Annotated in this window: 18 protein-coding genes; 13 read left to right on the plus strand and 5 right to left on the minus strand. The window is 71.1% G+C overall.

Annotated features, from left to right (window positions below; translation table 11 throughout):
- Positions 1 to 267 precede the first annotated feature (267 nt).
- The 7 genes from J5X86_RS15800 (at position 268) to J5X86_RS15830 (ending at position 7507) form a co-directional block, all read left to right on the plus strand.
- Positions 268 to 1422 carry an inorganic phosphate transporter gene (locus tag J5X86_RS15800; RefSeq protein ID WP_208517430.1) on the plus strand — a complete coding sequence of 385 codons (1155 nt, stop codon included), beginning with the start codon at positions 268 to 270 and terminating at the stop codon, positions 1420 to 1422.
- A 30-nt stretch (positions 1423 to 1452) separates the two neighbouring features.
- The gene (locus J5X86_RS15805; protein ID WP_208517431.1) at positions 1453 to 1686 is read left to right on the plus strand and encodes a hypothetical protein; all 234 of its coding nucleotides are present in this window, start codon (positions 1453 to 1455) and stop codon (positions 1684 to 1686) included.
- Between the two features lie 20 nt (positions 1687 to 1706).
- Positions 1707 to 2660 carry a polyphosphate kinase 2 gene (ppk2, locus tag J5X86_RS15810; RefSeq protein ID WP_208517432.1) on the plus strand — a complete coding sequence of 318 codons (954 nt, stop codon included), beginning with the start codon at positions 1707 to 1709 and terminating at the stop codon, positions 2658 to 2660.
- A 217-nt stretch (positions 2661 to 2877) separates the two neighbouring features.
- Positions 2878 to 3816 (plus strand): phosphate/phosphite/phosphonate ABC transporter substrate-binding protein, encoded by a 939-nt coding sequence (locus J5X86_RS15815; RefSeq protein WP_208517433.1) that lies wholly within the window; start codon positions 2878 to 2880, stop codon positions 3814 to 3816.
- Entirely contained in the window at positions 3813 to 4766 is a 954-nt protein-coding gene (phnC, locus tag J5X86_RS15820; RefSeq protein ID WP_208517434.1) for a phosphonate ABC transporter ATP-binding protein, read from the plus strand. Before J5X86_RS15815 ends, phnC begins: the two co-directional genes overlap by 4 nt.
- Positions 4767 to 6599, plus strand: a complete 1833-nt coding sequence (gene phnE, locus J5X86_RS15825; RefSeq protein ID WP_208517435.1) for a phosphonate ABC transporter, permease protein PhnE — start codon at positions 4767 to 4769, stop codon at positions 6597 to 6599.
- 182 nt (positions 6600 to 6781) lie between these two features.
- Positions 6782 to 7507: a GntR family transcriptional regulator gene (locus J5X86_RS15830; protein ID WP_208517436.1), complete on the plus strand. Its 726-nt coding sequence runs from the start codon at positions 6782 to 6784 to the stop codon at positions 7505 to 7507.
- Here the strand turns inward: J5X86_RS15830 and J5X86_RS15835 are convergent.
- Positions 7497 to 8843 carry a family 43 glycosylhydrolase gene (locus J5X86_RS15835; protein ID WP_243980392.1) on the minus strand — a complete coding sequence of 449 codons (1347 nt, stop codon included), beginning with the start codon at positions 8841 to 8843 and terminating at the stop codon, positions 7497 to 7499. The two genes, J5X86_RS15830 and J5X86_RS15835, sit on opposite strands and share 11 nt — an antisense overlap.
- Positions 8844 to 9073: 230 nt before the next feature.
- Between J5X86_RS15835 and J5X86_RS15840 the strand changes: the two genes are divergently transcribed.
- Together J5X86_RS15840 and J5X86_RS15845 are read left to right on the plus strand one after the other, a co-directional pair.
- On the plus strand, positions 9074 to 11092 hold the full coding sequence (locus J5X86_RS15840) for an aconitate hydratase (protein ID WP_208517438.1): 2019 nt from the start codon (positions 9074 to 9076) through the stop codon (positions 11090 to 11092).
- A 355-nt stretch (positions 11093 to 11447) separates the two neighbouring features.
- The gene (locus tag J5X86_RS15845) at positions 11448 to 12020 is read left to right on the plus strand and encodes a YceI family protein (protein ID WP_208517439.1); all 573 of its coding nucleotides are present in this window, start codon (positions 11448 to 11450) and stop codon (positions 12018 to 12020) included.
- Between the two features lie 28 nt (positions 12021 to 12048).
- Here J5X86_RS15845 and J5X86_RS15850 read toward each other — a convergent pair whose 3' ends face one another.
- The 4 genes from J5X86_RS15850 to J5X86_RS15865 form a co-directional block, all read right to left on the minus strand.
- On the minus strand, positions 12049 to 13569 hold the full coding sequence (locus J5X86_RS15850) for a sulfatase (protein WP_208517440.1): 1521 nt from the start codon (positions 13567 to 13569) through the stop codon (positions 12049 to 12051).
- A gap of 123 nt (positions 13570 to 13692) precedes the next feature.
- Positions 13693 to 14691, minus strand: a complete 999-nt coding sequence (locus J5X86_RS15855; RefSeq protein WP_208517441.1) for an MsnO8 family LLM class oxidoreductase — start codon at positions 14689 to 14691, stop codon at positions 13693 to 13695.
- Positions 14692 to 14860: 169 nt separating this feature from the next.
- Positions 14861 to 16510, minus strand: coding sequence for a bifunctional 3-(3-hydroxy-phenyl)propionate/3-hydroxycinnamic acid hydroxylase (locus J5X86_RS15860; protein ID WP_308124571.1), 1650 nt, complete (start codon positions 16508 to 16510; stop codon positions 14861 to 14863).
- Complete coding sequence (locus J5X86_RS15865) at positions 16507 to 17280, minus strand: arylamine N-acetyltransferase (protein WP_208517442.1); 774 nt, start codon at positions 17278 to 17280, stop codon at positions 16507 to 16509. Before J5X86_RS15865 ends, J5X86_RS15860 begins: the two co-directional genes overlap by 4 nt.
- A gap of 254 nt (positions 17281 to 17534) precedes the next feature.
- Here J5X86_RS15865 and J5X86_RS15870 point away from each other — a divergent pair, with 254 nt between their 5' ends.
- From J5X86_RS15870 to J5X86_RS15885, 4 genes are all read left to right on the plus strand, one after another.
- Positions 17535 to 18767, plus strand: coding sequence for a cytochrome P450 (locus J5X86_RS15870; protein WP_208517443.1), 1233 nt, complete (start codon positions 17535 to 17537; stop codon positions 18765 to 18767).
- A gap of 73 nt (positions 18768 to 18840) precedes the next feature.
- On the plus strand, positions 18841 to 19647 hold the full coding sequence (locus J5X86_RS15875) for a methyltransferase domain-containing protein (RefSeq protein ID WP_208517444.1): 807 nt from the start codon (positions 18841 to 18843) through the stop codon (positions 19645 to 19647).
- A 165-nt stretch (positions 19648 to 19812) separates the two neighbouring features.
- Positions 19813 to 20253, plus strand: a complete 441-nt coding sequence (locus tag J5X86_RS15880; protein ID WP_014058911.1) for a PPOX class F420-dependent oxidoreductase — start codon at positions 19813 to 19815, stop codon at positions 20251 to 20253.
- A 101-nt stretch (positions 20254 to 20354) separates the two neighbouring features.
- Entirely contained in the window at positions 20355 to 24176 is a 3822-nt protein-coding gene (locus tag J5X86_RS15885) for a CHAT domain-containing protein (protein WP_208517445.1), read from the plus strand.
- The last annotated feature ends 59 nt before the right edge of the window (positions 24177 to 24235 follow it).

Here is a 24235-nt window from a genome sequence, read left to right on the forward strand (position 1 = left end):
CCCCGAGACCGTCGGCACAGGGAGAGGCCGTCACAGGCGCCCGGCTGCGGGATCCGCCGGAACTGGTGAGCCGCCACGGGCTTCTGCGGGCACGGATCGCCGTGCAGCGGCGCAAGGTCGATGTGGCCGGCAGAGTCCTCCCCGCGGACGCGGGCCTGGTCCGCCGGCCGGCCGCCGGTGGGTTTCCCACGAGCTACGTGCACTGTCCTTGTACTGCCTTTGCCTCGAGTTCGCCGAGCATTGGCCTGAGCTTGTTTGCATGCAGGAATGGACCACATCACCTTCTTGGTGGCGGTCGTCATCGTCACAGCCCTCGCCTTCGACTTCACCAACGGCTTCCACGACACGGCCAACGCGATGGCCACATCCATCGCCACCGGCGCGCTCACGCCCAGAGCGGCGGTTCTGGTGAGCGGGATCCTCAACATCGTCGGCGCCTTCCTCTCCACCGAGGTCGCCAAGACCATCTCCGGTGGCATCGTCGACGACACCTTGGTCACCCCAGGCATGATCTTCGCGGGGCTGGTCGGGGCGATCCTCTGGAATCTGCTGACCTGGCTGGTCGGGCTGCCGTCGAGTTCGTCGCACGCGCTGTTCGGCGGGCTGATCGGGGCCGTGTGGGTCGGAGCGGGCTCGCACGGCGTGCACTTCGACAAGGTTGTCGAGAAGGTGCTGATACCCGCGGTGGCCTCGCCGATCGTGGCCGGTGTCGCCGCGCTGCTGGCCACCTACCTCGCGTACCGGCTCACCGACCGCGCCCGCAAGAAGTCGGTGACCAAGGGCTTCCGGATCGGCCAGATCGCCTCGGCCTCGCTCGTCTCCCTCGCGCACGGCACGAACGACGCGCAGAAGACCATGGGTGTCATCACGCTGACCCTGATCTCGGCGGGCTCTCTCGGCCACGACGCCGGTCCGCCGCTGTGGGTGATCGCCTCCGCGGGGCTCGCCATCGGCCTCGGCACCTACCTGGGCGGCTGGCGGATCATCCGCACCATGGGCAAGGGTCTGACCGAGATCCAGTCGCCGCAGGGCTTCGCCGCCGAAACCGCCTCCACCACCGTCATCCTCACCTCCGCGCACCTGGGCTTCGCCCTGTCCACCACGCAGGTCGCATCCGGCAGCATCCTGGGTGCCGGGCTCGGCCGACGGCTGGCGGAGGTGCGCTGGGGTGTCGCGGGCCGCATGGTGATCGCCTGGATGGTCACGCTGCCCGCCGCCGCGCTGGTCGGCGGCGTCTCCGCGAGCGTGGTCACCAACGGCGGCAACATCGGCGCGGCGGTCGTCGCCCTGGTCGGTGCGGCCCTCGCCGGGGGCATCGTGCTCCTCTCGCGCCGGAACCCGGTGGACGCGAAGAACGTCAACGACGCCCACGAGGTCACCATCCGCACCGAGCCGTCGGCCAAGGTCGGCACGGCCGCGTAAGTCCCCCTGAATCACGGAGAGTTGAAAGCGATGCATCTCGACTGGAGTGCACTCGGCCAGGTCGCCGCGGTGAGCATCGGCGTCACCGTCGCCGTGGTCGTCGTCTTCGCCCTCGGCGTCCTGGGCCTCGCCCGCGTGGAGACAGCCCGTGAGGAGAACGGCACCGGCTCCACCGTCGGCCTCACCCAGGCCGGCCTGTGCTTTGTGGCGTGCGCCGCGGTGGTGGCGTACGGAATCTATCTGATCGTGCCGCAGTTCCACTGAGAGCCGAAAGGAAGGACTGGATGACAACGCCGCCCTTGCTGTCCGAGCTGTCCGACCTGCGGGTCGACTACAGCGACCACGACGACCCCGTGCTCATCCGGCCGGACGGAAGCCCGGTCGACACCTGGCGGGAGAACTACCCGTACCCGCACCGCATGGAGCGCAAGGAGTACGAGTGGCACAAGCGGCTGCAGCAGATCGAACTGCTGAAGTTGCAGAGCTGGATCAAGGAGACCGGACGCCGGCTCGTCATCGTCTTCGAGGGCCGGGACGCGGCCGGCAAGGGTGGCACGATCAAGCGCTTCACCGAGCACCTCAACCCGCGCGGCGCACGGGTCGTCGCGCTGGAGAAGCCCACCGAGCGCGAACGTGGCCAGTGGTACTTCCAGCGGTACGTGGAGCATCTGCCGACCGCGGGTGAGATCGTGCTCTTCGACCGGTCCTGGTACAACCGGGCCGGCGTCGAGCGGGTCATGGGCTTCTGCTCGCAGGACGAGTACCAGCGCTTCACCCGGCAGGCGCCGCTGTTCGAGCGGATGCTCGTGGACGACGGCGTCGACCTGGTGAAGTTCTGGTTCTCGGTGTCCCAGAGCGAGCAGCGCACCCGCTTCACCATCCGCCAGGTGGATCCCGTACGGCAGTGGAAGCTCAGCCCGATGGACCTGGCCTCGCTGGACCGCTGGGACGACTACACCGCCGCGAAGGTCGCCATGTTCCGGGAGACGGACACGGAGTACGCGCCCTGGACGGTGGTCAAGAGCAACGACAAGAAGCGGGCCCGCGTCGAGGCCATGCGCAGTGTGCTCGCCCGCTTCGACTACATCGGCAAGGACGAGGAGGTCGTCGGCGTGGCCGACCCGCGCATCGTGGGCGCTGCGGCGGGCCTGCTGGAGGCGGGCGAGGACGACACCAACGACACGAACGACAGCACCAACGGCACCACCAACGACAGCGGCGACGTCGGCCGGCGCTGACGCGTACATAGCGAAACCAGGCAACCCGGGGGTCCGGCACGACCGTGCCGGACCCCCGGGTTGTCCGGTCAAGCCACCCGTTGTCTCCCGCATCGTTCAGACAGCCGTAACCGACGGCGAGGGGCGTGCACACCTGTTCTCCGCAAGGTGGGCGCTATCGCCGGTGCCCTCACCTCCCCGAGAGGCCCGAATCGCCCCACCGCTCGAAGGACGACCCATGCCTCGCCACCTCCGCCTTCCCCTCGCCGCCGCGCTGCTGCCGCTCGTGCTCACGGCCTGCGGCGCCAGTGCCTCGGACAACGGCTCCACGTCGGAGGGACGGGATCCCGACTCTCTGGTGGTCGCGGCGATCCCGTCCGAGAACTCCACCTCCCTCGCCCAGCAGTACGCCCCGCTCGTCAAGCTGCTGGAGGACGAGACCGGCAAGAAGGTCCAGATGCAGAAGGCGACCAGCTACGCCGCCGTCATCGAGGCGCAGCGGGCGCACAAGGCGGACGTCGCGCTCTACGGTCCGCTCTCCTACGTCGTCGCCAAGGACAGCGGAGTGGGTGTGAAGCTGGCCGGCGCGCTGGTCACCGCAAAGGGCGCCAAGCCGGGCTACAAGTCGTACGGCATCACCCGCAGCGGCTCCAAGGACATCAACGGCCTCGCCGATTTCAAGGGCCACAAGGTCTGCTTCGTGGACCCGACCTCGACGTCCGGCTACCTCTATCCGCAGGCCGGTCTGCTGAAGGCGGGCGTGAAGGCCGCCGACTACACCAAGGTCATGGCGGGCGGTCACGACGCTTCGGCGCTGTCGGTCGCCTCCGGCGACTGCGACGCGGGTTTCGCCTTCGACACCATGGTGGACAGCGACCTGATCAAGCAGGGCAAGCTCAAGAAGGGGCAGCTGAAGACCGTCTGGAAGTCCTCCGAGATCCCCGGCTCGCCCGCCGCGGTCTCCACCGACCTCACCGCGAGCCTGCAGAAGAAGGTCATCGACGCGTTCCTGACCAAGGGCAACGCCGACTACATGGAGTCCAAGGGCTACTGCTCCGGCGACGGCTGCAAGATCGACGACAACTGGGGCTTCGCCGCGGTCGATGACTCCGACTATGACAGCGTCCGCGCGGTCTGCGATGCGACCAAGGACGCGCAGTGCAAGGACGGCTCGTGACGGCCCCGGCCCCCACCGTCACCGCGGCCACTGCCGCCACCGCCACCGCCACCGCCTCCCCGGTCACCGCCGGGGATCCGGTGATCCGGCTGGACGGGCTGACGAAGCGGTTCGGCACCGGCGCCGACTCCCTGCTCGCCGTGGACGATGTGTCGTTCGAGGTGCGGCCCGGCGAGGTCGTGGCGCTGCTGGGGCTCTCCGGCTCCGGCAAGTCGACGTTGCTCTCGCTGCTCGACGGCCTCCAGGCGCCGACCTCCGGCGACGGCACCGTCCTCGGCACCGCGCTGGCCCGGGCCGACCGGTCCGAGCTGCGCGCGCTGCGCCGCCGGATCGGCTTCGTCTTCCAGCAGTTCCACCTGGTCGGGCGGCTCAGCGTGCTGGAGAACGTGTGCACCGGCGCCCTCGGGTCGCTGCGCGGACCCCGGCTGGGGCTGCTCAGCTACCCGCGGGCGGTGCGGGAACGCGCACTGGACGGGCTGGAACAGGTGGGCCTGGCAGCACACGCCTTCCAGCGGGCGGACACCCTGTCCGGCGGCCAGCAGCAGCGCGTCGCCGTGGCCCGCGCCCTGATGCAGGAACCGGGCCTGCTGCTCGCCGACGAGCCGGTCGCCTCCCTCGACCCCGAGTCCTCGGCACAGGTCATGCGGCTGCTGGCGCGCGTCGCCCAGGAGCGGGAACTGACCGTGCTGTGCAGCCTGCACCAGGTCGACCTGGCCCTGTCCTGGGCGCACCGGATCATCGGCCTGCGGTCGGGCCGGGTCGTCATGGACGTGGCCACGGAGGGCATCGACCGCGCGACGGTGATGCGGCTGTACGAGGAGGTGGCCGCCGGGAGCGCCGAGGGCGTGGCCGCCGCCGTCGCGGCCGGTTCGGTCGTTGCCCCCGGCCCCGCCTCCGCCACCGCTCCTGCCCCGGTCACCGCGTCGGCGGCGTTCACGAAGGGGGACTGAGTGTCCGTAGTCGACCATCATCCCCCGACCGCGCCCCCCGCCGCCCCCGGTCCTGGCCCCGGCGCCACGCGCCCGCACCGGCGGACCCTGGCCCGCCCCACCGCGGCCGGGCTCAGCGCGGCCACGGCCCTAATGCTGTGTGTGATCGGCGGGGTGTGGGCATTCATCGCGCTCCGGCTCAATGTCGCCACGCTCACCGACAGCGCCGACAACGCGGTGGACTTCCTGTCGCGGACGTTGCCACTGGACTTCCCGCCGGCCGGTGAACTGTTCTCGCTGATCTGGCAGACGCTGGCCATCGTGGTCTCCGCCACCGTGCTCTCGGTGGTGCTCAGCATGCCGCTGGCCCTGCTGGCGGCCCGCAACACCACCCCGGGGACCGGCGCCCGTCTCGTCTCGCGCGGCGTGATCGTGCTCTGCCGCGCGGTCCCCGAGGTGGTCTTCGCCATCGCCGCCTTCCGTGTCTTCGGGCTGGGCGGGATGACCGGTGTGGTGGCGCTCGGTGTCCACTCCGTCGGCATGGTGGGCAAGCTGTACGCCGACGCCGTCGAGCAGACCGACGAGGGGCCGCGCACCGCACTGCGCGCGACCGGCGCCGGACGGCTGCAGCAGATCACCGCCGCGGTGCTGCCGCAGGCGCTGCCGTCCCTGGTGGCGACCGCGCTGCACCGCCTCGACATCAACCTGCGCGCCTCTGCCGTGCTCGGCTTCGTCGGCGTCAACGGTCTGGGGTACGCGCTGTCCACGGCGATCACCACCCTCGACTACCAGCGGGCGATGGCCATCGCCCTGGTCCTGCTGCTGCTCTGCTTCGTCGCCGAGTCGATCTCCGGTGCCATCCGGCGCACGCTGCTCCAGGACGTCACCGCCGCACGGCGGCCCCGCCGCCGGCGGCCGGAGCGCCAGGGCGCGCGCCGCGCCGAGCGGCCGGGCGGCACGGCTCCGGCCCGCCCGTCCTCCGGCGCCACCGCGGCCACCACCGCTGGTGCCGACAGCACCACCGCCACCATGGGCACCGAGGCGCCGACGGCCGACGGTGGCACCGCCGTACGCCGCGGCCTGCCGCGCTGGGACGCCCGGCGGATCCGCCGGACCACCTGGCTGGTGCTCACCGTCGCCCTGGTCGTGGCCTCGGCCGTGCGCTCCGGCCTGTCCTGGAACACGTTGCGGCGCGGCGCCGAGTCGTTCTTCCCGACGGTGGGCGACTTCCTGCCGCCCGGCACCGGGGGGATCGGCGGCCAGCTCTGGGCCGATCTGTGGGTCACCCTGCAGATCGCGCTCGCGGGCACCCTCATCGGGCTGGTCCTGGCGCTGCCGCTGGGCACCCTCGCGGCGCGGAACGTGGTGGGGTCGCCCCGGGCGGCCCGGTTCTTCCGTACGGTCATCCTCCTGGTGCGGGCCATCCCGGAACTCGTCCTGGCGATCGTCTTCGTCGTCGTGACCGGCCTGGGCGCGGTCTCCGGCGCGCTCGCCCTCGGCGTCGGTTCGGTCGGCCTGCTCGGCAAGCTGGTGGCCGACTCCCTGGAGGAGACCGACCCGGGCCCGGCCCGGGCCCTGGTCGCCACCGGTGCCCGCAGGCACCAGGTGTTCTTCGGATCCGTCCTGCCCCGGGCCTGGCCGGCGGTGGTGGGACACCTGCTGTACCAGTTGGACGTCAATCTGCGCTCGGCGACGCTGCTCGGCATCGTCGGCGCCGGTGGCATCGGCTACGACCTGCTGAACGCGGCCCGGGTCCTGCAGTTCCCGGTGGTCACCACCATCGTCCTGATGGTGCTGGCGCTGGTGCTGCTCATCGAGGGGCTGGCCGTCTGGGTACGCAAGGTGTACGCCTGACACCCGGCACCGATCGCACGACCGCTCACGCAGGGCCGCCGCCCCTCGGGCGGCGGCCTTCGTCATCCCTCCCGGTGGCATCCCGAGGACACAACACCTGTCCCCAGCATTCACCAGCTAGCTGCGGAATGGTTCATTTCGCTGACTTGTCCGGACAACTCGCCGGGGTTCAGAGTGGCCAGGTGCCCAGTAGAAGTCGATATACCGAGATTGCCGAGGTGCTCGCCGCCGAGATCGCGGACCAGCCGGTTGATGTCCGGGTCGCCAGCGAGCACGAGATCGCCGCCCGCTTCGGCGTCGGCCGGGCGGCCGCCCGGTCCGCCCTGCAGGAGTTGGAAGGCCGCCATCTGGTCCGCCGGGTCCGGGGCGCGGGCACCTTCGTCAGCCGTCCGCTGGACTACGTGCTCTCCCAGAGCCGTGTCCCCTCGATGCACCAGACGATCCGCGAGGCGGGCGGTGAACCGCGAACGGTGGTGCGCGACGTGACCACCGTCCCGGTCACCGGCGCCATCGCCGAGCGGCTGGAACGTGCCGAAGGCAGCGCGGTCCACCTGCTGACCCGGCAGTCGTACATCGACGGCCTGCTCAGCGGCTGGTCCCAGGAGTGGATCCCGGTCGACATGCTGCCGGAGCTGGACGCGGCCGTGCACGCCGTGGAGTCGCTGGACACGATCCTGCGGCAGATGTGCGGGGTGACCCCGGTCCGCGCCTGGTGCCGGGTGAGCAGCGTGCTGCCCGACCGGCGGGTGGCGGAGGGGCTGGAGACGGCGCACAACCGGCCGATGTGGCTGGTGGAGAGCCTGAGCCGGGACGCGGCCTCCGGGCGTGCGGTGATGTGCAGCTCCACCTGGTCCCGCCCGGACAGTGTCCGGATCATCGTCGAGCTGGACGGCCCGGTCACCCCCTGACACGATCCCGCTTCCGGCGCTGGACATACAGGCGGTTGCCCTCCGGGCCGGTCCATTCCAGCCGCACGACACCGGGGACGGCGGCGTCGGCGATGCGCGACGGGTGCGACCAGTAGCCGAAGTTCGGATTGCGGAAGAACGTCGCCCACAGATGGCCGCCGTGATCCACGAAGAAGTTGTTGTGGCCCGCCCCGACACCCGCGGTCCAGCGCTGGGAGTACGGCCCCTCGAAGGTGTCCGAGACGGCCACGACGGCGTCGTACTGGTACTGCACACGGCCGGGGCCCGGTGGGTCGTAGGCGTAGCGCGTGCTGCCGTCGGAATCGATCGACGTACGGTCCCACGCGGCCTGGACGAGGTAGTACTTGCTCCGGTACTTGAACACGTACGCGCCCTCGAGATACGGCTCGGGGGAGTACGGCATCTGCCGGAACGTGGGAAGCTTGGTCGTCGGGTTGATGTCCTCCATGTCGTTCCGGAACGGTGCGTACAGGTCGTTGTGGAGCACCAGCCACGCGTCGTCGCCCTCGGTGTAGAGGCTGCCGTCGATGTGGTGGTAGGCGCCTGGCTCGATGAACTCCGGCCCTCCGATGAACGATTCGCCGAAGGGCTTGTCGAGGTTGCCCTCGACGAGCCGGTACGGGCCCTCGACCCCGCCCTCGCTCACCAGCAGGAACGAACCCACCTTCCGGGAGTGGTCGCCCATGCACGCGACGAGGTACCAGGTGCCGCGGAAGTAGTGCAGCTCCGGGGCCCAGACCTGGCCGCGCTTGCCGAACTGGTCGTCGTACCAGTACTCCTGCCACGGAGCGACGACCGTGCGCCCGGGCCGGTTCTCGCCGACGAACTCGGGCGACCACACCTTGCCCCGCTCGGCGCCGGGCCGGATGCCGGTCGTGTCCACCAGCCGCCATGGCCCGCGAAGCGACGGGGACACCCACACGAAGATGCCGTCGTTCCACGGGGCGGCCGCGCCGAGCCCGGGCACGCGGGTGGTGCCGGTGGCCACGTACATCGGACGGCCGTCCACGACAAAGCAGTTGACGTAGGTGTCCCGCATCCAGACCGCGCCGCGCTCCCGGTCGCGGGGCCGCCGTTCGAGCGGGAGAACGAAGGAGTTGTCCTGACGCGGCCACAGGTCCAGCCGGGTGTCCGCGAGGCCGTAGGGCTTGAGTTGGGGCCAGTTCGACGGGTGTCGCCCTATCGGCGGGGCCTCCGTGGGCGACGCCTGGGCCGCGGTCGCGGGCAGTCCCGCCGCTACTCCCAGGGATCCGGCGACTCCGGTCAACAACGTCCGTCTGTCGATGTGCAACCTGTTCTCGGAGTTGGTCGGCATGGAGCACAGCATGCGAACGCCCGCTGATTTTCGTCAAGAGTCAGTACAAAAATGATCCGGAGGGGGCCGAATTGTAAGAGGCGGCCGTCGACCGCGCATCCGCACGGCCGGGCCATCGCCGTGACCCCCTGCGATGGGTGCAGTATGGGGGTATATAGGGGCATCTGACGGGAACCCGCTGTGGGGCGCCCGGAGGGCCCGGACACTCCGCCCGGAAAGGCGGTGGCTCTATGGATCTGCCCCGCGCTCGCGCGCACGGCACCGTGACGCAGCGACTGATCGGCGATCACCTGTTGTCCGGCCGCATGGAGCCGGGGGAGGAGATCGCGCTGCGCGTGGACCAGACGCTGACGCAGGATGCCACCGGCACGCTGGTGATGCAGGAGCTGGAGGCGCTGGCCCTGGACCGGGTCCGGACCGAGGCCAGTGTGCAGTACGTGGACCACAACATCCTGCAGGCCGACGAGCGCAACGCCGAGGACCACCTCTTCCTGCGCTCGGCCGCCCGCCGCTTCGGCCTGTGGTTCTCCAAGCCCGGCAACGGCGTCTCACACCCCACACACATGCACCACTTCGGCGCTCCCGGCAAAACCCTCGCCGGTTCGGACTCGCATACCTGCGCCGGCGGCTCTCTGGGCATGCTCGCGATCGGCACCGGCGGCCTGGAAGTGGCACTCGCCATCGCCGGACGGCCCCTCCACCTCACCATGCCCAAGGTCTGGGGCATTCGGCTGACCGGGGAACTCCCTCCCTGGGTGAGCGCCAAGGACGTGGTCCTGGAGCTGCTGCGCCGTCACGGGGTGCAAGGAGGCGTCCAACGTGTCCTGGAGTACCACGGACCCGGTCTGGCCTCCCTCACCGCGATGGACCGGCACGTCATCGCGAACATGGGGGCGGAACTCGGCGCCACCACCACCGTCTTCCCGTCGGACGAGGCGGTGCGCGGCTTCCTCGACGGGGTGGGGCGTGGCGATGACTTCGTCGAGATCACCGCGGAACAGGACGCGTCCTATGACCTCGACGAGGAGATCGACCTGTCGTCCTTGGAGCCGCTCATCGCACGGCCCACGTCTCCGGGAAACGTCGTGCCGGTCAGGGAGGTGGCCGGAGAGCCCATCGCCCAGGTCGTCATCGGCTCCTCCGCCAACCCCGGATTCCGCGACTTCGCCGTCCCGGCCGCCATGGTGGCCCGGCGGCAGGTCCCGGCCGGGGTGAGCTTCGACATCAACCCGACATCCCGCGAGATCCTCCAGGACCTGACGCGCCGCGGCGCGACGTTCGACCTGATCGCCGCCGGTGCCCGGATCCACCAGTCGGGCTGTCTGGGCTGCATCGGCATGGGACAGGCACCGGCCTCGGGACGCAATTCCCTGCGCACCTTCCCGCGCAACTTCCCCGGCCGTTCCGGCACCGAGGACGACGCGGTGTGGCTGTGCTCACCGGAGACCGCCACGGCCTCCGCGCTGACCGGCGTCATCACGGATCCGCGCGACTGGGCCGACCGCCTCTCGGCGGCTCCTCCCGCGCCGGACCTGCCCGACCCGCCCGCGAACAACGACGCCATGCTGGAGCCGCCGTTGCCGCCGGACGAGGCCGCGCGCGTATCGCTGGAACGCGGCCCCAACATCTCCGCACTGCCGGAGCTGGATCCGCTGCCGGACAGCCTGCACGGCCCCGTCCTCCTCAAGGCCGGCGACGATGTCTCGACCGACGAGATCTCCCCGGCCGGAGCGGTCGCCCTGCCCTACCGCTCCAACATCCCCAAGCTGGCGGGATTCACCCTCACCCGGCTGGACCCCGACTACCCGCGGCGCGCCGAGGCGGTCCGGGAGGACGGCGGGCATCTCATCGTCGCCGGTGCGAACTACGGACAGGGCTCTTCGCGCGAACACGCCGCCATCACGCCGCGCTACCTCGGGCTGCGAGCCGTCATCGCCAAGTCCTACGCCCGCATCCACTGGCAGAACCTCGTCAACTTCGGTGTTCTGCCACTGGAATTCGTGGATCCCGCCGACTACGAGCGCATCGAGACCGACGACCGGCTGCACTTGTCCGGGCTGTGCGGGGCCCTCTCCCCGGGCGGCGCCCCGACTCTTCGCGTCCGCAACGCGACCCGGGACGAGGAGTACGCCGTCCGCCACCGTCTCTCCCCCCGGCAGCGGGAAGCGGTTCTCGCCGGTGGCGTCATCCCCGCCATGACACCGCCTTCCGGAGCGGGACCGTCGGCGTCACACCGGCCCGGCGCCTGAGAGGTCGTCGGGCCGCTCGGCGGAGCGCCCCGCGGGGGTCTGCTCAGGGCACCGCCCAGGTAGTGCGCCACGAGCCGCTCGGCGATCTCCGGCTGTTCGCACAGCAGGGCCTCCGGCAACCGCTCGTCGAGCGCCGCTACCCGCAGACCGATATCAGCCTGGCCCGCGGCAACCCGCAGGGCTGCTGGGACTGGTGGGGATTACCGGTCGGGACTACGCCCAGAAGTCCGCTCCCCAGATGCGCGCCATCGTCAACCAGATCCACGCCCTGGGCGGCTGAGTGCCATGACGTCGCCACGGGACGTACCGGAACACATACCGCGAAAGCCCCTGGTCGTCGCGTACGGTGAGTGCTGTGACACTGAGTGAGGGAAGCCATCGCCTCGGGCCGCCGGGCGGACGACTGCTGATCAAGACCAGCCGTACCGGGCTCGGCCGGAGGGCGGGGCACGATCTGACGATCGAGGCCACCCGCTGGTCCGGGGAGGCGACGGTGGTCGGCGGTGCCCCCGAGGAGTCGGCGGTGACCGTGACGGTCGAGACGGACTCGTTGAGCGTCCGGGAGGCGACCGGCGGGCTGAAGCCGCTCAGCGAGGGCGACCGGGCCGAGATCGAGCGGACGCTGGAGGGCAAGGGGCTGCTGCACACCGCGGAGCACCCCACGATCACCTTCCGCTCCACGCGGATCACCGGAACGCCCGAGTCCTTCGAGATCACGGGCGACCTCACCATCAAGGGCCGGACCCACCCGGTGACGGTGCACGGGAGCGGCGATCCCGAGGGGACGCTGCGCGGCTGGGCGTCCGTCACCCAATCCACCTGGGGCATCAAGCCGTACAGCGCGTTCCTGGGTGCGCTGAAGCTCTCCGACGAGGTCCGTATCGAGTTCGAAGCGACCGGGTCGGAACCGGCACCCGGCCCCGGATAGTCGCCGGGGCCGGGTGCCGGAGTCGCCGCTAGGTCTGTGTCCGGGAGGCGGCTTGGCAGCTTTCCGTGCCCTTGCACCGCTGGAGCGCGGTGAGGGTGTGGTGCAGGGCGGCCCGTTGTGCGGCCGAGAGCGACGCCGCCCGGTTGGTCAACTGGTCGGGGTCGGAGCCCAGCGCATAGAACTCGCGCTCCCCATCGGCGTATTCGACGTAGAGGGAGTCGTCGGTCCTCATCGCCGCGTAGGTCGGCGGGTCGCCGCTGTCCTTGGGCGCCGCGTCGGGGTCACCCTCCTTGGACGTCGCGTGATGGTGTTCGACCAGGACGGCCTGGCGCCACTCGTCCTCCGTCCGGCCGTGCATCAGGTCGCTGAGGCTGCGTCCGTCCACGGTCGACGGCGGCTCCACGCCCGCGAGGTCCAGGAAGGTCGGGTTGACGTCGACGTTCTCCGCGAGCCGCGACACCTCCTCACCGGCCGGAACGCCGGGTCCGGTGACCATCATCGGCACCTTGACGTCGGTGTCGTAGGCGGTCTGCTTTCCCGGGCGGAGCCGGTGTTCGCCCATGTGGAAGCCGTTGTCGGAGCCGAACACGAGGTAGGTGTCGTCCGCCAGGCCCTTCTCCTCGAGTGTCTTCTCCAGCTGACCGATCATGGCGTCGACCGCTTGGACGGAGCGCACCCGCTTGGCGAACTTCTGGTCGGTCTCCTCCTTCTCCTTCGCCGTCAGTGGCGACAAGGAGCGCTGCCACTTCGGCGCGTTGCGGGTGGCCTTGTCGTAGGCGTCGGTCCGGGGCGCCTTGAGCCCGGGGAACGTGTCCTTGTCGCGCGGCGCGGGTGTGGCGGGGCCGTGCGGCGCGAACGTGGCCACCTCCAGCATGAACGGCTTCTTCGCATCCGCCGAGGCGCCGATGAAGGAGGTCGCCTTCTTCGACAGCACGTCCGTCAGATAGTCCTGGGGAGCCTTCCCATAGGACACGACCTTGCCGTTCTCGTTCAGGTCGTACTTGTACTCCTTGTAGCCGTCCCCGGCCACGTCCCACTCGTCCCAGCCGGAGGGGACATACGGCTTGGAGGTGCCGTTCTTGTCGGCCGGCTGGTACCCGTTGAGGTACTTGCCCATGAACCCGGTGCGGTAGCCGGCGCGCTGCAGCGCGGGCCCGAAGGTCTTCTCCTCGTTGCGGTTCTTCATGAACGCGCCGTAGCCGCCGTCGTCGCCGGTGTTGGTGAAGACCCCGGTGTTGTGCGGGTACTGACCGGTGAGGAGGGACGTACGCGACGGACAGCACAGCGAGTCCGTGGCGAAGAAGTTCGTGAAGGTGGTGCCCTTCTTCTGCATCTGCCGCACATGCGGCATGTACTCCACGAGATTCCACGCCAGGTCGTCCGTGAGGACGTACACGATGTTGGGCTTCTTGCCCGAGCTCGAGGTGTCGGCCGCGGGGGAGTCACCCTCGGTGGCCGCGCTCACCACTCTCGCACACGAGGCCAGCAAGGCGATGGCCAGAGCCGCACACAAGGCGGCGAGGACACGTGGACGGCGACTGCCGAACATGGCGCAACCTCCTACGAGTTGGGCGAATTCGTCGCTCGGACCGTAGGAGAGGGCTTTGTGTGATTCTTGTGAGGCACCCGCCGGGCCCAGGGGCGGCCCGGCGTGCCTGCCGTGGATATGCGGTCAGTGCTGCGGCGTCGTGGCCGACGGCGCGGCGGCGTGTTCCTTGACGAGTTCGTACGAGCGCAGGCGGGCCGCCAGCGCGTAGACCGGCGTGACCAGCATCAGCTCGTCCGCCCCGGTCGCGTCCGCCACTTCCGTCAGCCGCCGCACGACGGTCGCGGGCGCGCCGTACGCCTGCTGGGACCGGAAGGCCGCCAGCGCCTGCCGATCCTCCGCCGTGAACGGGTGCGCGGACGCTTCTTCGGGTGAGGGGAACGGAACCTCGCTGTGCCCCTTGAGGAGCCCGGCCTTGACCACGTCCATCGGGCCGGACAGCCGCGCCGCCTCCTCCTGGGTCTCGGCGCAGATCGTTTCCACGCACACCAGCACCCGGGGGCTCGCACCCCACGGGGACGGCGCGAAGTGCGCACGGTAGTGGCCGAGCGCGGCGAGGGTGTTGTCGGGGCGGATGTGATGGGCGAAGGCGAGGGGCAGGCCGAGCTCCGCGGCGAGCGCGGCACCGGCGGTGCTGGAGGCCAGCAGCCACGGCTCCGGCAGCGGGCCGAGCGCGACTTCCTCGACCAGGAACCGCAGCGTCGCCGCCACATCGTCCCGGTACTCGTCGTCCGTCGTCGGTCCGGCGCCGCGCCGCAGCGCCCGGGCCGTGGACTCGTCGAAGGTGCCGGGGCCGCGGCCGATGCCCAGGTCGATCCGGTCGGGGTGCAGCGCGGCGAGGGTGCCGAACTGCTCCGCCAGCATGATGGGGGCGTGGTTGGGGGCGAGTACGCCTCCGGAGCCCAGGCGGATGGCCGATGTCGACGCGGCCGCGTGGGCGGTCAGGACCACGGGTGGGAACGCGCCGATGGCGGGGGAGTGGTGGTGCTCGGCATACCAGAGTCGGTGGTAGCCGAGGGCGTCGAGACGCTGGGCGAAGGCGGTGGTGTCACGTAGCGTGTCCACGGCTCGCGTACCAGTCTGGACCATGGCGACTTCCAGCGCGGAGAGCGGCACATCGATCATGCAGTGAGCATACGGAGTGCCGGTAGCCTCAGGCAGCCGTTCGCCCAACGCTCGGTGACCGGGTCACCCACGCCGGGGGCGCGGCGCCCGGAAGCCGGGCCCCGGCGCGTCGCTCGGAGCCCCCGGCCCCGGCGCGTCGGGCGGGGCCCGGATCCCGGGCGCGGAGAGGTCACACCGGGGCCACCGCGCCGAGCTGCCGCTCCAAGTCCTCCACCAGCGCGGGCAGTTCGTCCGCCCGCCCGGCGATGCCGAACAGATAGAAGTCCGGGCGCACCAGCGCCGCCACCGCCCCCAGCCCGGTCAGGTAGGGCAGATACCGGCCCTCCACATCCACCACGTCCCGCGGCCCCAGATCGGCCGCGGGCGTGTCCGCCGGCACGATACGCACCACCCGGGCCCCGACGCCGTCGAGGAACTTCAGCCGCCGCGTGCCCAGCACCGGCACCAGGTCCTGACCGCAGAGCAGGGCGAAGCCCGTGCCCACCACGTCGTCGAACAGCCCGGTCCGGTCGTGGTGGCCCACCCGCCACTGCGGCGCGGCCTCCCCGGCGTACGGCGCCGGCCGGCCCTGCCCGTCCCGCCGCAGCACCCCGTCGGCGAGGGGCTTCACCACGGAGCGGCCCGAACCGCTCGGCCCGATGTTCCGCTTCCGCGCCGCCAGCATCGCCGCGTCCCGGTCCGCGGCCGCCTCACGGTCCGTCACACACACCACCCGGCCCAGGCCCACCGACATCTTCACCGCGTGCTGCACATGGTCGCGCCGCTCGGTGGTGTACGTGTCCAGCAGCGTCGGCGCCGCCTGACCACCCAGCACCAGGTCCAGCTTCCAGACCAGGTTCATCGCGTCGCGGAACCCCGAACACATGCCCTGACCGGCGAACGGGGGCATCACATGCGCCGCGTCCCCGGCCAGGAACATCCGCCCCGACCGCCACCGATGCGCCCAGCGTGCCTGGAAGGTGTACACCGCGTGCCGGTCCAGGACGCTGTTGCCGGGGCTCACGTCGAACAGCTTCAGCAGCTCCCAGGCGTGCTCCTCGGTGCCGAACCGGTCCGGCCCGTCCGCGGGCACCCGCATGAACTCGTACCGGCGGTGTCCCGGACCGGCCGACACCGCCGTGCGCGGGCGTGCCGGGTCGCAGATCTGCAGGTTGTTCGGCCGGAACTCGCGCTGCTCGTGCAGCCGTACGTCGCAGACCAGCCAGTCGTGGGAGAACCCCAGATCCGTCATGGAGGTCCCGGTGCGCTGCCGCACCAGGCTGTTCGCCCCGTCGCAGCCGACCACCCAGCGCCCGGTGAGGGTCGTCCTCACCCCGTCCGGGCCGACCACGGCCAGGCGTACGTGGTCGCCCCCGTCGGTGAGCTCCACGGCCTCGTACCCGCGCAGGATGCGCAGGGCCGGCAGCGTCTCCCCGCGCTCGATCAGCCCCGTCTCCAGAGCGGGCTGAAAGGCCGACATCGCCTCCGGCCAGGTGCAGTGACCCTGGTCGGCCACCTCGAACTCGATCAGCGTCTCGCCCTTCGCACTGCGCCAGGCGTAGTCCCGCGACGGCTCGCCGAACTCCCGGAGCTGGTCACCGATCCCGGCCGAGGCCAGGATGCGCGCGGCCTCGCTGTCGAAACCGACCGCGCGCGGGAGGTTGAACGGCTTCGGCCAGCGCTCCACCACCGTCACCTGCCACCCGCGCTGCGCCAGCAGCACCGACAGCAGCTGCCCCACCGGCCCGTACCCGACCACAAGTACATCGGCCACCAGCGCATCGCCCTGCCCGGTGTCCGCTTCATGCGCCACCACCATGGCCGCCTCCTTCCCGCTCATGCCCCGGCCAGGATCGAATCGACCACGCTCTGGTACTCGTCCGCCTTCACCAGCACCCTGATGTTTTCCACGCCGTCCTCGACGGTCAGATAGCGCTTGCCGATGAGCACCATCTGCCCGCCGTCGGTGGCCCGGCCGCGAAATGTGGTCCCGGCGAGCACGGAGTCCGCGGCATAGTCGTCCAGGCCGTCCAGCCGCACCAGGTCCCACCCGGCGGGATCCGCCCGTTCGGGCCGGAACCGGTAGACCGGCTGCCAGTCGCCGCCCTTGAGCCGCCGCTCCAGCACCCGGTGGCCGCCACGGCGGGCCACGCGATAGGAGCAGCCGTGCTGATGCTGCTCCTCATCCGACAGGCGCAGCGGCTCCAGATACGACGGTCCGATGAAGCCGACGTCCACGAGATACGTCCGCCCGTCGAGGACGACCAGGTTGAAGGAGTGCTCGTCCTCCGGGCCGAAGCTGCCGTTCGCCAGCCGGACCGCCGCCGTGACCGTGCGCGCGTCGAAGCCGAGTTCCGTCAGCAGGGCGTGGAACAGCCGGTTGAGTTCGTAGCACACCCCGCCATTGCCCCTGGTCACCACGTGGTCGAAGACCTCGTCCAGGGGGATACCCGCCAGCCGCCGAGAGGCGGGCAGCCGGTCGGCGGCCGTCGAATTGTCATACGGGACGGCCATCAGATGCCGCTTGTGCAAGGTCCGGAGAGTGTCCAGGGTCGGCGCACTCTTCCCTTCGGCCCCGATGCGCTGCAGGTACGTCGTCGCGTCGAACATGGTCGTGTCACTTCTCCGTACGTGTGGTCGTCGGCCAGAAGAAACCCGTCGTCGCTAGTGATTCTTATGCGGTGAGCGCATGGGCCGCTCCCCTAACCAACCCCCTTACCTCCCCTGACCGCGCCCGCCGCCCAGGGAACGGCGGGGCCGTAACAGGAGCCCCGCCGGAGCAGGGGGGATGAGGGGGCTGGTTAGGGGAACCGCCGAATGCCACCCGGGCAAGAATCCATGCAGGCCAAGGAAGCGAGGAAGCGATGACGGGCATGGATACGCCGGACGAGCATCAGGCCGAGATCGCGGAGTTTCCGATGCGCAGGGCGGCGGGCTGCCCCTTCGATCCGCCCCCCGGCCTACGGGCCATGCAGCGGCAGGGACCACTGACGAAGGTACGGCTGTGGAACGGCAGCACACCGTGGCTGGTGACCCGGCAGGCCGACCAGCGGGCGCTGCTGCGCGACCGTAGGCTCAGCGCCGACTTCACCAAGCCCGGGTACCCGAGTCCCATCCCGATCGACAAGGACGCCACGTTCATCGCCAGCTTCCCGCTCATGGACGATCCCGAGCATGCCCGGCTGCGACGGATGGTGCAGGGGCCGTTCGCCGTCAAGCGGGTGGAGGCCATGCGGCCAGCGGTGCAGCGGATCGTGGACGAGGCGATCGACACCATGCTGGCCGGTCCCAACCCGGTCGACCTGGTGACGGCGTTCGCGCTGCCCGTGCCCTCCCTGGTGATCTGCGAGCTGCTCGGTGTGCCGTACGACGACCACGCTTTCTTCGAGACGAACAGCGCGGTCATGATCCGGCAGGACGTGACCCCCGAAGAACGGGCGGGGGCCAGCGAGCGGCTGCTCGAGTATCTGCGTGTGCTGCTGCGCGCCAAGACCGCCGACCCCGCGAACGACCTGCTCTCCGCGCTGGCGGCCCAGGTCGAGGCGGGTGAGCTGAGCAGCGAGGAGGCGGTCCAGATGAGCGTGCTGGTCCTCTCCGGCGGACACGAGACCACGGCGAACATGATCGCACTCGGCACGGTCGCCCTCCTGCAACACCCCGACCAGCTCGACCTGTTGCGCGGCACCGACGATCCCAAACTCATCGCCTCGGCCGTCGAGGAACTGCTGCGCTACCTGAACATCTCCCACACCGGAATGCGCAGGGCGGTACTGGCGGACGTCGAGGTCGCCGGGCAGGTCATCCGCGCCGGCGAGGGCGTCATCATGGCCAACGACATCGGCAGCCGCGACCCCGACGCCTTCAGCGGCGACCCCGAGCGGCTGGACCTCCGGCGCGACGCCCGCCGCCACCTGGCCTTCAGCTTCGGGGTGCACCAGTGCCTGGGCCAAACCCTCGCGCGTATGGAGCTCCAGGTCATCTACAGCACCCTCTACCGGCGCATTCCCACACTGAAACTGGCGACCGAACTGGAGAGGATCCCGTTCAAGCACGACGGGATCGTCTACGGCGTCTATGAGCTTCCCGTGGCCTGGTGATGTCCCTCGGACATGCACGTCCGAGCCGCGGGTGGACCAGACAGAGGATCCATCGATCAGGAAGGCAGTGCCCATGCCCGAGTCCACCCTGCCCGTGCCGGTGCCGGAAGCCGTCGGCAAGCTCTACGACGAGATCCTCCACGAAGAGCTGAGCTACGGCTTCGTCAACCGCCAGCTCCACATCGGCTTCTGGGACGACCCGGAGTCCGACACTCCGTACGAGGAAGCCGCCGTACGGTTCACCGACGTCGTCATCGAGCGCCTCAAGGTGGACGCCAACGCCCATGTCCTCGACCTCGGCTGCGGGGTGGGCGGGCCGGGCCTGCAGATCGTGGAGCGCACCGGCGCCAGGGTCACCGGCATCAGCATCAGCGAGGAGCAGATCAAGGCCGCGAACAAGAACGCCGCCGACGCGGGGTTCGCCGACCGCGCCGTCTTCCGCCACGCCAACGCGATGCGGCTCCCCTTCGAGGACGAGACCTTCGACGCGGTGATGGCGCTGGAGTCGATGGTCCACATGCCCGACCGTGAGCAGGTGCTCAGCGAGGTCTACCGGGTGCTGCGCCCCGGCGGCCGGCTCGTCCTCACCGAGTTCTTCGAGCGCGGCCCGCGCAAGGCCGAGCGGAACCCGGCCATCGACGGCTTCTGCCGGGTCTCCATGGTGACCCTGCCCGACGTCGACGACTACGTGCCGATGATGCACCGCACCGGACTGCGGCTGCGAGAGCTGCTGGACATCACCGAGAACACCATGCAGCGCACCTTCCGGGAAATGTCCAACGCCCTCACCGAGATCGACCGTCCCGTCCGCTTCCAGCTCTCCGACCTGCTCGGGGTGGACGAGTTCGGCTGCCTCCTGGCCGTGGCCGGGCGTCCCTGATCAGCCCTCCCCGGCACGACTGAACCTCACCGGCCGACGCCGAGGCAGGCCGCCTCGGCGTCGGCCGGTGTGCGTTTGTTCGCGGTCGGGGCGGCAGGCAGTTCGGAACCCTGGTGGCCGGGTATGCGTTGGACCGCTTGAACGATGAGTAAGGAGCGGAACCGCATGGCTGCCACCCTGGATGAGATCACACGCGCTTGGCTTCAGGAACCCAGGTTCTGGCAAGTGGCCACCCTGAACCCGGACGGGTCGCCGCAGTTGACCCCGATGTGGGCCGACCTGGAGGACGGCCTGGTGGTGATCAACACCTCGGCGGGGCGCATCAAGGAGGAGAACCTTCGGCGCGATCCCCGGGTGTCACTGTGCTGTATGGACACCGAGGATCCGTATCACCGGGTGGAGATCCGGGGCCGAGCCGTCCGCTTCGTTGAGGGGGAGCCGGGCGTACACGTCATGGACCGTCTGGCACAGAAGTACCTCGGCACGGAGACATTCCCCTGGCTGGCCCCCGGTGAGGTGCGCGTGGCGGTGTACATCGAGCCGCACCATGTCCACCGCGTCGTAGGCGTCGAGAAGTTCCGGCCCGGAGTGCTGCCCGACGCGTGAGAACACCCCCTGCGGGGCCGCTCGGGTGCTACAGCCCTTTTCCGCCACGTGGGAGGCTGGTCGTCAGCGGGTACGTGTCCGGGCACCGGGGGGAGTGCGGCATGGAGGACGAGCAACGGCGCCACGACGAGGGTGAGGACGGTGCGCGGGCGCTGCGAGCGTGGACCGCCATCGCCGCCCGCCAGGCCGGCGAGGTGGTGCGCCAAGTGGGGGACGACCCGGGGCGAACCGTCGCGCTGGCCCACGCGATCGAGCATGTTGCCGCCATCGAGCAGCTGTTGCCCGAGGACGATCCGCTCCGGAACGGTTTCGTCCCCTTGCTGGGCGTGCTGATGTGCGTCCGGATCGTCAGCCGTGGCACGGGCGACCAGTCTGACGCCGCCCGGCGCGAACGGAAGTACGCGCTGCGCCATCTGCGCTGGGCCGACCGCACCAGACCGCTGACCGACCCGATCGCGGCGAAAGCCCGGGGAGCTCTGCTCCGGCTGCTCGTCCCCGCGCACTACGCGCGGGCCGTGCGGGCGGAGCGGCAAGGCCCCCGCCAGGAGCCGCGGCTTCGGGCCTTCGGCTCGCAGCCGCTGACCGTGTCTCTGCGGGACGAGCTGGCGGAGGCCAGGGGGGTCATCGAGCGCCTCGCCGGCGGCCCGGAAGATCCGGAGCGGCGTCGGGTCCTCGGGTTTCTCACGTCGGAGATCGAGCGCACGCTCTCGTCCGCCTCCGGCTTCTCGGCCCTGTCCGGGGGGAGGTCCCCGGCCGCCGCCGAGCGGCCGGAGCCGACGGACACAGCCCTTCTCGCGGAAATCGGGGAAGCCGAGGGGAGCGGGGAAGCCGGGGAACGCGCCGACGACCTGCTGGCCGACGCCGTCCACACCGTGCTGGGCTGGGCCTCCGACGATCTAGCGCGGTTCACGGAGCTCCTGGTGTGGCTGTACAGGACCGCGGACCGCGCCACGGCCTCCCCCGAGGAGGCCGACGCGGAAGTGGCGGCCCTCGGGCTGGACCGACCGGCCTTCGCGCCGCTGCACGCGCTGCTGACCGGGCTCAGATCGGGCGAGGGCGACCCCCGGGCGCTGGCCCCGCGGGTCCGTCACGGCGCGGACGTCGCCCGGCGGGCCCTGCGGGAGTTGCCGGACCACACACCCGAACGGGCCCGCATCGCCAAGCTGCACGCCGTCCTGCTGGTGCACGCCAACCTCCTGGTGCCCGGCACGATGGACTTCGACGAGGTGGACGAGGCCATGTCGGAGCCGGGGCCGGACCCCGACGACCGTCCCGGCGGCCCGGGGTACTTCGGCCTGGAGCAGCAGCTGGCCGCTCTGGTCGATGGCGTACGGGTGTCCCAGACCGGGGATCTGGCACACCTGGAGACCAGCGCCGCCCGGCTTCGGGAGATGATGGCCACCTCGCCAGGGGACGGTGAGAGGGCCACGGCCGCCCGTCGTACCCTGGCCACCGGCCTGGCGGGGCTCGTCTATGAGGCGGCGACACTCGGGGGCAGCCTTCGGGCCGCCGACGCCGCCCGGACGATGGGCAGAGAATTGCGCGCCGCCAGCGAGGGCGATGACTCACTGACACTGACGAACAAGCTCACCCTGGTGGTGTTCGCCGCCCAGAACGACCTGGCTCTGGCCCGCCGCAGCGGGGATCCCACCGTGCTGCCGCGCCTGATCGAGGAGCTGACCGGCCTGTACGCCACCCTGTCGCCCGACCAGGAGAACCGCTTCACCCTCGCCAGCACCCTGGCCGAGGTGCATCAGGAACAGGCCGCCCGCAGCCAGGATCCGGAGGAATTCCGCGCCGCGGCCTGGTACCTGCGGGAGGTCGTGGGGACCGACTCCCGGCGGATCGCCCCCATGCTCAGACCGTACTTCCCCGCCCTGCGCGCCTTCGCGCTGATCCGGCTGATCATGATCGAGCCCAGCCGGGACGCCGCCGATGAGGCCATCGCGGAGGTCCACCGGATCCTCGAAGGACCGCAGCCCACCCCCCGCGAGGAACTCCGGCTGCGGTATCAGCTCGGCCGGGCCCTGCTGCACGTGGCCCGCCACCTCGATGACCCGGACCTGCTCGACGTGTGCATCACCGAGCTGTCCCAGGTCCGCGAGATGTTCGCCCGGGGAAACGGCCTGCCGCACTCCGCCGACGCCCTGACCCAGCTCTCCGAAGCCCACTGGCTGCGCCGTGAGCGCGGCGGTCCGAGCGCCAAGGAGGACCGGGAGGCCGCCCTGGCCACCAGAAGCGAGGCGCTGGTCAGGCTGTCCGCCGACGTTCTCCTCCAACTCGGCTCCGAACACGGCCTGTCCGTCGCTCGCTTCGGGTCGGCACAGGCGCTGTGGCTGGCCTACTGGACCACCGTGTGTGACCGCCCGGCCGATGCGGTGCACGCGCTGGAACGGGGCCGGGCCCTGGTGTTGCGGGCCGCGGCCGCGTCCCGTGGCATTCCCGAACTCCTCGAAGCCCGGGGACACCCGGACCTGGCCCGGCAGTGGCGCGCCGAGGTCGCCGCGGACGCGCCCCAGCCCGATACCGCGGACCCGCTTCAGCCCGGCACCCCGGCCGCGCCGAGCGGTCAGTCCACCGGGCCGCAGATCCCGGGCACGCTGCGGCGCAGGGCACTGGAAGCGCTGGGCGCGGGCAGCGGCGCGGACGCCTGGAAACTGCTCGGCCCCCCGGACCTGCCGTCACTGACCGCCGGTCTCACCGCCGCCGGGGCCGATGCGCTCGTCTACCTCGTCCCCGGGCAGCGCCCCGGCATGCCCGGCTTCGCTCTGATCCTCCGCCCCGGCACCGGCGACGCGCGGCCCACCGTCCTGAAGCTGCCGCTCCTGACGCCCGGCAGCCCGCCACTGGAGCGCTACCTCGACGCCACCGCCCGGCGCTCCAGGGCAGCCGCCGACGCCCCGGCCGACGCGGGCCCGCAGATGGAGCGGGACGAACGGTGGGAAGCGTCGTTGCGCGACCTGTGCGACTGGGCCTGGCCCGCCGCGATGGGCCCCGTCCTGGCAGCCGTAGGCCCGCTCCACCGGCCGCCGCGGATCGTGCTGGTGCCGTGCGGGCCACTCGGCGCGGTCGCCTGGCACGCGGCCCGCACCCCGTACGGGACCGCCGGGCGCGAGCACCGGTACGCCTGCGAGGACGCGGTGCTCAGCTACGCGCCCTCCGGCGCCGAGTTCCTGCGGGCCGCGACCCGGGACCGGCTGCCCACCACCGCCGGGCAGGTGCTGGTCGCCGACCCCGAACTCAGCCTCGTATGGGCCGAGATCGAGGCGGAGGCGCTGCGCGCGGCCTGCTACCCCGACGGCCTCCGTTACGGCGAGTTCCCCACGGCCACCGTCGGCGACGCGCCGGGCACCCCCGAGGACATTCTCGCCGTCCTTCCCGGCGGCGGCTCCCCGGTCGCCGTCCTGCACATCTCCTGCCACGCCCTGGCCGGCCCGGATCCCACGCGTTCGGCACTGTGGCTCGCCGCCCCACCGGCCGGTCCCGAGGACGGCGGACGCCTGACCGTGGCCCGCATCCTGGACGGCGCCGCCACCGGGCAGCCCGACGCCGCGGGCCCGTTGGTGGTGCTCAGCGCCTGCGAGACGGACCTGAGCACCCGCGACCACGACGAGGCCCTGACTCTGTCCACCGCCCTGATCGCCCGCGGTGCGGCCGATGTCATCGGCTCGCGCTGGGCCGTCCACGACGCCACGACGGCCCTGATGATGGCCGTCTTCCACGACTTCGTCACCAGGCAGCGCCTCGCCCCGGTGGACGCCCTGCGCGCGGCCCAGCTCTGGATGCTCGACCCGAGGCGCGAGCCACCGCCCACCCTCCACGCCGAGCTGTGCGACGAAGCCGTCCGCACCGACCTCGACCGCATCCACCTCTGGGCCGCCTTCACCCATCAGGGCAACCCGGCGGCCCGGCGCGCGGGATGACGCCGATGGCAGGGGGCGCGGAACAGCAGGGTGCGGGCCGCCAGGCGGGAGGGGGCCAC

Origin of the sequence: Streptomyces sp. NEAU-YJ-81 (assembly GCF_017592595.1) — a bacterium.
Taxonomy (GTDB): Bacteria; Actinomycetota; Actinomycetes; order Streptomycetales; family Streptomycetaceae; genus Streptomyces; species Streptomyces hygroscopicus_B.

Excerpts from the sequence above, each read along its gene's own strand:
- J5X86_RS15870 (WP_208517443.1), top strand. The coding sequence starts at position 17,535 with ATGACGGGCATGGATACGCCGGACGAGCATCAGGCCGAGATCGCGGAG.
- J5X86_RS15850 (WP_208517440.1), bottom strand. The coding sequence starts at position 13,569 with ATGTTCGGCAGTCGCCGTCCACGTGTCCTCGCCGCCTTGTGTGCGGCT.
- J5X86_RS15885 (WP_208517445.1), top strand. The coding sequence starts at position 20,355 with ATGGAGGACGAGCAACGGCGCCACGACGAGGGTGAGGACGGTGCGCGG.
- J5X86_RS15880 (WP_014058911.1), top strand. The coding sequence starts at position 19,813 with ATGGCTGCCACCCTGGATGAGATCACACGCGCTTGGCTTCAGGAACCC.
- J5X86_RS15865 (WP_208517442.1), bottom strand. The coding sequence starts at position 17,280 with ATGTTCGACGCGACGACGTACCTGCAGCGCATCGGGGCCGAAGGGAAG.
- J5X86_RS15815 (WP_208517433.1), top strand. The coding sequence starts at position 2,878 with ATGCCTCGCCACCTCCGCCTTCCCCTCGCCGCCGCGCTGCTGCCGCTC.
- J5X86_RS15800 (WP_208517430.1), top strand. The coding sequence starts at position 268 with ATGGACCACATCACCTTCTTGGTGGCGGTCGTCATCGTCACAGCCCTC.
- J5X86_RS15840 (WP_208517438.1), top strand. The coding sequence starts at position 9,074 with ATGGATCTGCCCCGCGCTCGCGCGCACGGCACCGTGACGCAGCGACTG.
- J5X86_RS15805 (WP_208517431.1), top strand. The coding sequence starts at position 1,453 with ATGCATCTCGACTGGAGTGCACTCGGCCAGGTCGCCGCGGTGAGCATC.
- J5X86_RS15860 (WP_308124571.1), bottom strand. The coding sequence starts at position 16,510 with ATGAGCGGGAAGGAGGCGGCCATGGTGGTGGCGCATGAAGCGGACACC.
- ppk2 (WP_208517432.1), top strand. The coding sequence starts at position 1,707 with ATGACAACGCCGCCCTTGCTGTCCGAGCTGTCCGACCTGCGGGTCGAC.
- J5X86_RS15855 (WP_208517441.1), bottom strand. The coding sequence starts at position 14,691 with ATGATCGATGTGCCGCTCTCCGCGCTGGAAGTCGCCATGGTCCAGACT.
- J5X86_RS15875 (WP_208517444.1), top strand. The coding sequence starts at position 18,841 with ATGCCCGAGTCCACCCTGCCCGTGCCGGTGCCGGAAGCCGTCGGCAAG.
- J5X86_RS15835 (WP_243980392.1), bottom strand. The coding sequence starts at position 8,843 with ATGCCGACCAACTCCGAGAACAGGTTGCACATCGACAGACGGACGTTG.